The 8,036-nt window shown below is 68.4% G+C and carries 8 protein-coding genes; 3 read left to right on the top strand and 5 right to left on the bottom strand.

Annotation, left to right across the window (positions count from 1 at the left end; all coding sequences use genetic code 11):
• Nucleotides 1-13: 13 nt before the first annotated feature.
• Nucleotides 14-1,171, bottom strand: a complete 1,158-nt coding sequence (locus tag E2651_RS04500; protein ID WP_135329654.1) for an MFS transporter — start codon at nt 1,169-1,171, stop codon at nt 14-16.
• A 119-nt stretch (nt 1,172-1,290) separates the two neighbouring features.
• Here E2651_RS04500 and E2651_RS04495 point away from each other — a divergent pair, with 119 nt between their 5' ends.
• Nucleotides 1,291-1,683, top strand: a complete 393-nt coding sequence (locus tag E2651_RS04495) for a helix-turn-helix domain-containing protein (protein ID WP_135329653.1) — start codon at nt 1,291-1,293, stop codon at nt 1,681-1,683.
• Nucleotides 1,684-2,430: 747 nt separating this feature from the next.
• On the opposite strand, the gene E2651_RS04490 is transcribed toward E2651_RS04495, so the two are convergent.
• The 3 genes from E2651_RS04490 to E2651_RS43685 all read right to left on the bottom strand — a co-directional run bounded on the left by E2651_RS04490 (nt 2,431) and on the right by E2651_RS43685 (nt 3,781).
• Nucleotides 2,431-3,147 (bottom strand): flavodoxin family protein, encoded by a 717-nt coding sequence (locus E2651_RS04490; RefSeq protein WP_135329652.1) that lies wholly within the window; start codon nt 3,145-3,147, stop codon nt 2,431-2,433.
• A 42-nt stretch (nt 3,148-3,189) separates the two neighbouring features.
• Complete coding sequence (locus tag E2651_RS04485) at nt 3,190-3,525, bottom strand: mycoredoxin (protein ID WP_245238569.1); 336 nt, start codon at nt 3,523-3,525, stop codon at nt 3,190-3,192.
• A gap of 100 nt (nt 3,526-3,625) precedes the next feature.
• The gene (locus E2651_RS43685) at nt 3,626-3,781 is read right to left on the bottom strand and encodes a hypothetical protein (protein ID WP_167828690.1); all 156 of its coding nucleotides are present in this window, start codon (nt 3,779-3,781) and stop codon (nt 3,626-3,628) included.
• A gap of 47 nt (nt 3,782-3,828) precedes the next feature.
• Here E2651_RS43685 and E2651_RS04480 point away from each other — a divergent pair, with 47 nt between their 5' ends.
• Both E2651_RS04480 and E2651_RS04470 read left to right on the top strand, forming a co-directional pair.
• Complete coding sequence (locus E2651_RS04480; RefSeq protein WP_135329650.1) at nt 3,829-4,863, top strand: hypothetical protein; 1,035 nt, start codon at nt 3,829-3,831, stop codon at nt 4,861-4,863.
• Nucleotides 4,864-5,428: 565 nt separating this feature from the next.
• Complete coding sequence (locus E2651_RS04470; protein ID WP_135329649.1) at nt 5,429-6,961, top strand: alanine/glycine:cation symporter family protein; 1,533 nt, start codon at nt 5,429-5,431, stop codon at nt 6,959-6,961.
• A gap of 258 nt (nt 6,962-7,219) precedes the next feature.
• Here E2651_RS04470 and E2651_RS04465 read toward each other — a convergent pair whose 3' ends face one another.
• Nucleotides 7,220-7,699, bottom strand: coding sequence for a CBS domain-containing protein (locus E2651_RS04465; protein WP_135329648.1), 480 nt, complete (start codon nt 7,697-7,699; stop codon nt 7,220-7,222).
• Nucleotides 7,700-8,036 lie beyond the last annotated feature (337 nt).

Raw genomic sequence — 8,036 nt, 5'->3', positions numbered from 1 at the left:
TTCGTCGGCAGCGTCAGATGTGTATAAGAGCCAGCCCGAGCCCTGCCGCCCCGCCCAGCCGTCCCGCCAGCGGGTACGTCAGCAGCCAGCACGAGTGCGACAGCGAGAACTGTGCCGCGAACGCCGGAGCACGCTCCCGCTCCGGCGCCGAACGCCGGAGCAGCCGCCCCGTCGGGGTGAGCACCATCGAGCACGTGGCACCGAACGCCGCCCAGACCAAGAGCAGCGCGGGCCAGCGCCAACTCCCGTCCGTCCCGGCCGTGACGATCCCGAGCCCGGCGAACACGACGACGAGCAGCATCGCTCCGCCGAGCATCACGGTCCGGTCCCGTACGCGGTCAAGCATGCGAGGCAGCACCAGCGCGACGGCCATGGATCCGCCCCCGTACATCCCCAGCGCGAGCGACACCGACCCGGCGGACAGGCCGAAGACCCCCTGGACGTACACCACGGAGTTCACGGTCACCATGGCGCTGGCCGCCGCGACCGCGAGATTCAGCGCCAACAGGGCACGCAGCTGCGGCAGTCGGAAGAAGAGCCGACTGCCCGCGGTGGCCTTGGCGTAGACGGAACCGGTGCGTGGCCCGGCGGTGGCGGCGACAGGCTTCGGCAGCGCGACGGAGACGACAAGCGCCGCCGACCCGAGGAAGCCGACCATCGTGCCGGTGAACAGCCAGTTGTACGTCATCACGGTCAGCAGCAGACCGGCGAGCGCGGGACTGAACAGGCTTTCCAGGTCGTACGCGAGCCGCGAGAGCGACAGCGCCCGCGTGTAGTCGCGCTCCTCGGGCAGCACGTCGGGGATGACCGCCTGGAAGGCCGGGGTGAACGCCGCCGAGGCGGACTGGAGCAGGAAGATCAGGACGTAGACCTGCCAGATCTGCCCGACGAACGGCAGACACAGTGCGACCCCCGCCCGGATCAGATCGGCGCCCACCATCAGCGTGCGGCGCGGCAGCCGGTCGGCGAACGCGCCGATCGCGGGGGCGATGAGCACGTACGCCGCCATCTTGATCGCCAGCGCGGTGCCGAGCACCTCACCGGCGCTGTCGCCCGCGATGTCGTACGCGAGCAGGCTGAGCGCCACCGTCGCCAGACCGGTGCCGGTGAGGGCGACGACCTGGGCGGTGAACAGGTGGCGGTACGTGCGGTCGCGCAGGACGGACAACATGCGGCGGGCCCCCGTTCGGGTGTCGACTGCCTTGCCAGAGTACACATCATGTGCGCATCTGCGCACATGAAAGTTCGAGGCGCCCCATCCTGCCGGGTGCCCGGCTCTAGGCTGGGCACATGCCCGAACGCGAGCCCGTCCCAGCTGCACCTGATGCGCATCTGCGCGAACCCGACACCGCCCGTCTCACCGAGGCGACCCGGGTGTTCGCGCTGCTCTCGGACCCGACGCGGCTGCATCTGCTGTGGCTGCTCGCGCTGGAGGGGCTGGAAGAACCGGGGGAGCCGGGCGAGGGCGAGTCGGACGTCGGCTCGTTGGCCGAGCGCTGCGCCGCCTCCCGCACGGCGGTCAGCCAGCACCTGGCGAAACTCCGCCTCGCCGGACTCGTCGAAACCCGCCGCGAGGGCCGCCACGTCCACTACCGCCTGACCGACGGCCACTTGAGGCGCCTGGTCATGGAGGCGCTCAGCCATGCCGACCACCGGGTGAGCGGGCAGGCGCCGCACGACTGAGCCTCGGTCGGACAGGGGGTGTCCGACCGAGGCGCCCCGCGACGGCAAGGGCGCGGGTGTGCCTGCGGGCACGGGTGATACGGGACATGGATGTCTCCGGGTGTGAGGCAGCACGGCACGGCGCACGCCCGGAGACACGGGCGCACTGCCGCCCCGGCAGGGGGTCGGTTGATGAGATCCGCGGGTTACACACCCAGCGGCGGAGGACCCCGCCGCACCACGACATCCGCGAGCACGGCTCTGCGCGGCGGCGGCCGCGCGGCCCACACCGGAACGACCGGCCCGGCCCGATCCGCCACCCGCCCACCGTCACACCGGTCAGCAGCGCCCAGGCAGCCCCGATCCGCGCCCGCATAGCATCGACGGGAACAGCAGTTGGGCGGGCTCCTGCCGCATGCATTCGCCGCGGTCGTAGGAGGGACCAGGGGAACGGCGCCGGTGGCGGTCCGGACTCGGCAGATGATCGAGCTCGGCCAGGACCCCGCTCATAGGGGCTGGGTGGCGACGTTCGGCCCGGACGGCCCACTATGTGCAGCGGCCTGCCGATCGTCCGCTACACCCACGCCGAACTCGCCGACCAGTTCCCTGGCTTGAGCTCGTCGACACGACAGGGGAGGACCACCTGACGCCAGGGGGAACCTCTCAGCAATTCACCGCGGTCCTCCTGCGACGCGCAACCGATACGACCGCACCTCGGCGGTGACGGCGCGGGTCGGCAATGAGCGCAGACGTGATCCGGAGGGTCGATCAGCGGTAGTCAGGGTTGGGGAAGTCGAAGCGGCAGCCCGCGTCCCACTGGGAGCGCTGATTGCCGTACGCGGGGAACCCGCCCGCGTCCTTGAGCAGCCGGGCCAGGTGCAGGAGGTTCCAGGTCATGAACGTCGTATTGCGGTTGGTGAAGTCGTTCTCCGGACCCCCCGAGCCGGGGTCCAGATAGGACGGTCCGGGACCGGCCTCGCCGACCCAGGCGGCATCGGCCTGCGGCGGGATGGAGTACCCCAGATGCTGGAGCGAGTACAGGACGTTCATGGCGCAGTGTTTGGCGCCGTCCTCGTTGCCAGTGATCAGACAGCCGCCGACCCGTCCGTAATAGGCGTACTGGCCCTGGTCGTTGAGGAGGCCGGAGCAGGAGTAGAGCCGCTCGATGACCTGCTTCATCACCGAGCTGTTGTCGCCGAGCCAGATCGGTCCGGCGAGGACCAGGATGTCCGCGTCCATCACCCGGCTGTAGAGCACCGGCCACTCGTCGCTCGCGGCCCCGTGCTCGGTCATGTCCGGGTAGACGCCGGGGGCGAGGTCGTGGTCGACGGCGCGGATCTCGTCGACCCGTACGCCCTGCTGCTCCATGACCTTCCGGGAGATGTCGATCAGGCCCTGGGTGTGGCTCTGCTCGGGCGACGGTTTGAGGGTCGCGTTGATGAACAGGGCCCGCAGGTCATCGAAGTGGCGGTCGGGATCGGACACAAGAGCTCCTGATGTCGCGCGAGGATGAGGATGGGGATGGGGTCAGGTGGTCCGCTGCCAGGGCCACAGCCGGCGCCGGGCGGGGACCGTATGGGGGTCGGGCAGCAGCTGTGGGGCATGCTGCCGTACGAGGTCGAGGACTTGGCGGACGCTGGGGTTGGTCAGCGTGTGCCCGGCCACGGAGACCGTGGGCACCGTCTCGTCGCCCTGGTTGACGGAACGGACGAACGCCGCAGCGGACTTGTCCTGCCAGATGTCGATCTCTTTGTAACCCAGACCGGTTCGGCGCATACCCCGGCGCAGCCGAGCGCAGAAGGGGCAACCGGGCCGCCAGTAGACCTGGATTTCGGTGGGATCGGGGTGGTCTGGTTCGGACACGGCGGTCCTCCTTGGTGCCGGGTCAAGGGGAACGCGGCGAGGCGTGCGGGGCATTCCGAAGAGAGGGAAGCGGCTTGCCCGTTCTACGCCGATCGCAGCGTCAGGACGTCGGTGAATCCTGGCCGAACACGATTGGGCTGTCGCGATTCGATGCGGCCGGACCTTCGCGCACACGCAGCCGGTTGTCTATGTCGGCCTCGTAGACGGCGAGTTCGGCCCGAACGTGCGACTTGAACAAGAACGCGTGCGGTTCCACCCGCTTGAGGATGTCCTCAACCCATGGCACGTCTAGGCTTGCCGACCATGGCAGAACTCTCCCTGGTCCAGACCGCCGAGATACCCTTCGGCCGCCTTGAAGACTTCGACCTCGTCACCACCAGCACGGGCCCACTCCTGGTAGGCACCCATCCGGATGGGGTGTGCACCTGGGACCCGCTGCGGGACCGGTGGGCGGTGCACCGCCTTGACAGCCCTCCGTGGCCGCCGGGGTACGGATCGGAGAGTCCCGCCGCGCTGTCCGCGCTGGGGGCCCTGGTCGTGGACGGGCGGATCGTGGTCGGCGGAGGCTCGAAGTACCAGGGGTTCGCGCAGTGGGATCTCGACAGCGGTGCGGTCCGCGGCTTCGCGGACTACCACTACTTCAGTGTGGACACGGTCGGCACGCTGGAACTTCCCGGCCGGTCACTGTTTCTCACCTCCCCCGCGAACGAGGCCGTGGCCGTGTGGGACGCCGCCGACAGCGGCACCGGGCATCCTGCCAAGGAACACAACGTCAGGTACGACCGCGGCACAGCGCCGGGGGTGCTCGATGGCCGGCCGGTGCTGGTGGCCTACGACGGAGACTATGGCTGCAACGGAGTGTGGGATCTCGACGTAGGTCTGCCCTTCGTGAAGTTCGACGACGAGCTGGAAACTGAGGACGGCGAGGAGAGGCTGACGTCGTTCGCTCTGGCGCACGTGGGTGGCCGCCCTCTCGTGGTCGCCGCCGGTGCATTCGGCAGCCTTGTCCCGGTGGACATCGACCGCGGCGAGTGGGGCGAGCCGTTCGCCGGGAGCGAACCACTCGAAGAGGAAAGCGACATCATGGTGGCCGTCGGCGCTGCGGATGGCCCTCCGATCGCCGTCACTTGCACCTGCGACCCCTACCCCGCCCCCGGCTTCACCAGCACGCTACGCGCGTGGGACCTGGAACGAGGCCACGCACTGGGCAGTCCGGTCGCCGCGCACGAGGGCGGCGGCGCGCTCGGCGTTCAGTTCACCGAGCTGAACGGTCGGCCCGTCGCCGTCACGGTGGGGCGCCGCGATGCATCTGTACGGGTGTGGGCACTCGACGGTTGATCCCTGCCCACAGGCTTGTGCCGACTTACGGTGGCCAGGACGCCCGCGTGGTGGGGCGTACCCACGCCTACATCCCGAAGCTGAAGCGGCGAATGGCTCGACGAACTCATCCAGCTCGTGCACATAGATGTTGGCCAGGGCCGAGGAGGCGCTTCGCCTTGCGGCGCTGCAGAGAGCGCGGCAGCCATGGCGGGGACGATGCGCCGAACCGGATGGAAGCGGTAGTACTCGTGGCGCATCGCCTCGACGATCCGGTCGATCTTCCGCTGTGCCGTGCCGTCCATGGTTTCCGACGTGCCCCGGGTGCCATCGCGCCATGGTGGCGTAGGCCCCGCCCGTAGGTGGCGAGCGCCCCGGGGGCGTCTTGAGGCGGATGGGCGGGTCACGGCTTGGCGTGGGTCCACGCGGCATCGCCGGGGATAGGTGTCCGCTGAACGGATCAGGCGGTCTGAATAACGGTCTGGTTTCGTGCGCTGGGACTTTCGAACATTACGCATGGTCATGTGACGCGCACATCTTTCTGGCGCAACTCCAGCGCCGGTCCTGCGCCATCGAGGTAGTCACCGTGTCACTCGACTCCATCACCAACTCCGTTGACGAGGCCGTCAGCGGATTCTTCGAGCCCATAGCCACCTGGCTCGGGGAAGTCGTCTTCTACTCCGTCCCCGTCGCCGGTACGGAACTGCCCCTCATCGTTGCCTGGCTCGTCGTGGCTGGTCTGGTCTTTACCGCCTGGTTCGGTCTTGTGCAGGCCAGGAAGTTCAAACTCGCCGTTGACGTGGTGCGTGGGAAGTACGACGAGAAGGGGTCGGCCGGTGAGGTCAACCACTTCCAGGCGCTGACCGCCGCCGTCTCGGGCACCGTCGGTCTGGGCAACATCGCCGGCGTGGCCGTCGCCGTCTCCATCGGCGGCCCCGGTGCCACCTTCTGGATGATCTTGTGCGGCCTGCTGGGCATGGCCACCAAGTTCGTCGAGGTCACCCTGGGCGTGAAGTACCGCGAGGTGCACGCCGATGGCACCGTCTCCGGTGGCCCGATGCACTACCTGCCCAAGGGCCTGGCTGACCGCTTCGGCAAGAACGGCAAGACCCTCGGCAAGGTGCTCGGGGTGCTCGCCTCCTTCATGATCCTGTTCTTCGGCCTCTTCGGCGGCAACCTCTTCCAGGTCAACCAGTCCTACGCTCAGCTGGTCTCCGTCACCGGCGGCGAGGGCGGCCTGATGGGCTCCTCCGCAGGCGCCCTCTTCTTCGGCGTCCTCATCGCCGCGCTCGTCGGCATCGTGCTCCTCGGCGGCATCCGCTCGATCGCCAGCGTCACCAGCAGGCTCGTGCCCGCCATGGCCGGCATCTACATCGCGGCCTGCCTGGTCGTCATCCTGGTCCACGTCACCGAACTCCCGGCCGCGGTCGCCACGATCATCGAGGGCGCCTTCAACCCCGAGGGTGTCGCCGGTGGTGTCCTCGGTGCGCTGATCATCGGGTTCAAGCGGGCCGCCTTCTCCAACGAGGCCGGCCTGGGTTCCGCGCCGATCGCCCACTCCGCGGTCAAGACCAAGCACCCCGCCAGCGAGGGCCTGGTCGCGCTCCTTGAGCCGTTCATCGACACCGTCGTCATCTGCACGATGACCGCGCTGACCATCGTCATCGCCAACCCCGCCAGCTGGGCCGCGGCCCGCAAGGACCCGGACTCCATCGGCGGTGTCACCATCACGTCGGACGCGTTCGGCACGGTCATGCCCTGGTTCCCGTACATCCTCACCATCGCGGTGATGCTGTTCGCCGTCTCCACCGTGCTGACGTGGGGCTACTACGGCCTCAAGGCGTGGACTCACCTCTTCGGCCGCAGCAAGGCCAGCGAGCTGACGTACAAGGTCGTCTACACCCTGTTCGCGATCGCCGGATCGCTCCTGACGCTGCAGACCCTGATCGACATGGCCGACGCCGTGCTCTTCATGCTCGCCGTCATCAACATCATCGGCCTGTACCTCCTGGCCCCGGTCGTCAAGCGCGAGCTGAACTCCTTCCTGGAGTTCGTCCGCGCTCGCAAAGTCGGTGACCAGGACCACGAAGACCAGGAGTCGGTGAAGACCACCGTCTGACCGCCCCCGCGGCCCGGCTCCTGAGCGGGCCCGTACACACCTGACGCCTTGGTGTGGACGGGCCCGTTCGCCATGCCTGTGCAACACGTTTAGGCAGGTGAAATGCGATCTGACGGGGGCGCGTACGCCGCTCAATCGCCGGTACTCAGGGTGGCCAGGAGTTCTAGGGACGCTATGACTCCACCGACCAGCCCGAGCGCGCTCAGTTCGACACGACCTTCCACTCCGGCCCCGTCGGCCTCTCCTTGGCCTTCAGGATCAGGATGGGGGATCCAACTTCCCTGACGCTCCGAGGAGTTCGTGGAGCAGATGTGATGCCGTGATGACGCCGAGCAGATGTCTGCCGTCCTTGGCCTTCTCAACGACGGCGACCAAGGGGCTGCGGACCAGTGCCATCAGCGCGGCGACTTCCAGGGCCGTGTCGTCGGGGTCCGCGATCGGGGGCTTTACGGCCTTGCTGGAGAGGCAGTCTCCGACGGTGCGGCCGACGAGGGCCTGGCACAGCCTGTCGGCGTGTTTCTCGTCGACGACGGCGGCGAGCGTCGGGTCCTCGATCACGTAGGCAGGGACGAGGACCTTGACCATCTGGGAGGCGGGCAGGATGGCCTTCGGCTCGCCCTGCTCGTCGAGCACCAGGAGGGCAGGAAGCCGGTGCTCGGCCATCAGCCGGGCCGCCTCCGTCGCGTCACTGTCCAGGCTCACCGACTCGTACTCCCCTGCCAGGTCGCGAGCGCGCATGACCGGCTCCTCGTCTGTGCACTTGCCCGATACGTCCTCGTGCCCAGCGTCGTACGCATTCAGGACGTGGGCGAGGCTCTTGACGGGAAACATACGCCTCGGCCCGCCGCGGACCGTGGAGATGTGCCCACTTGAGCCTCACTTCCGGGAACCGGGCATAGGGCCACGCTTGAGGTCATAGACGATCCATCCGGCCAGCAGACCTACCTCGGCAGGAACACAACGAGAGCGCCGACGCTCAGCACGGCCCAGTTCATGACGTGATACGTCCCTTGGTCGGGTATGGCAGAGGTGTGCCTTGGCCGAGGCAGGGGTGGGCAGGCGACATCTACGGGCT

The sequence above is a fragment of the Streptomyces sp. MZ04 genome, from assembly GCF_004684775.1.
Taxonomy (GTDB): Bacteria; Actinomycetota; Actinomycetes; order Streptomycetales; family Streptomycetaceae; genus Streptomyces.
Note: the sequence above shows the minus strand (reverse complement) of the source record. Positions and strands in the feature narration are given on the sequence as shown.

Excerpts from the sequence above, each read along its gene's own strand:
- E2651_RS04500 (WP_135329654.1), bottom strand. The coding sequence starts at position 1,171 with ATGTTGTCCGTCCTGCGCGACCGCACGTACCGCCACCTGTTCACCGCC.
- E2651_RS04495 (WP_135329653.1), top strand. The coding sequence starts at position 1,291 with ATGCCCGAACGCGAGCCCGTCCCAGCTGCACCTGATGCGCATCTGCGC.
- E2651_RS04480 (WP_135329650.1), top strand. The coding sequence starts at position 3,829 with ATGGCAGAACTCTCCCTGGTCCAGACCGCCGAGATACCCTTCGGCCGC.
- E2651_RS04465 (WP_135329648.1), bottom strand. The coding sequence starts at position 7,699 with ATGCGCGCTCGCGACCTGGCAGGGGAGTACGAGTCGGTGAGCCTGGAC.